Raw genomic sequence first — 546 nt, forward strand, 5'->3', positions numbered from 1 at the left:
AGCCTGATCCTTGGATATGGCTTCCTTTGGATCAGCAAACTTCATATTTTCCAAGGCGGGTGCATCTTCTCCAAGATTATATTTATGTAAACCTGATCCTTTCGAAATAATTTCTCCTTTGCTGTTTACGGTTAGACGAACATTGATATTCAGATACGGAAGTCCGTTTACCAGTTTTGTAAAATGGGCCTCGTTGTCCTTTGAATAGTTAGGGTTATAGGCAAAGCCGCCCATATCTGGACCATACCATTGCTTCATAAAATCTGTTGCTTTGCTGACTACCTTCTCATGCTCAACCTTCGGCCTTCCTTCTTCGGGAAATTCCTCGTTGTAGCTAAACTTATCGGGATTCCCTTGTTTATCCAAACCAAATGTAAAAGACGGTTTCTTCTTCTCCTTGGACGTTTGCAAGATGATGGTTATATCATTTGTTCCATCATCTTTTTCTAAAATCTTAAGCGTACTGTAAGAAAAATCGGATAAATATGGCAACCTTTCCTTTACCTTTTGGATTGCAAGCTCTACCTTCACTTTCCATTCAGGTGC

The 546-nt window shown here is 39.9% G+C and carries 1 protein-coding gene; it reads right to left on the reverse strand.

The features are described 5' to 3' along the window. The coding region (locus HP401_RS29535; protein WP_375140446.1) for a YcdB/YcdC domain-containing protein at window positions 1-546 on the reverse strand (546 nt) is incomplete at both ends.

It is taken from the genome of Brevibacillus sp. HB2.2, from assembly GCF_013284275.1.
GTDB lineage: Bacteria > Bacillota > Bacilli > Brevibacillales > Brevibacillaceae > Brevibacillus > Brevibacillus brevis_D.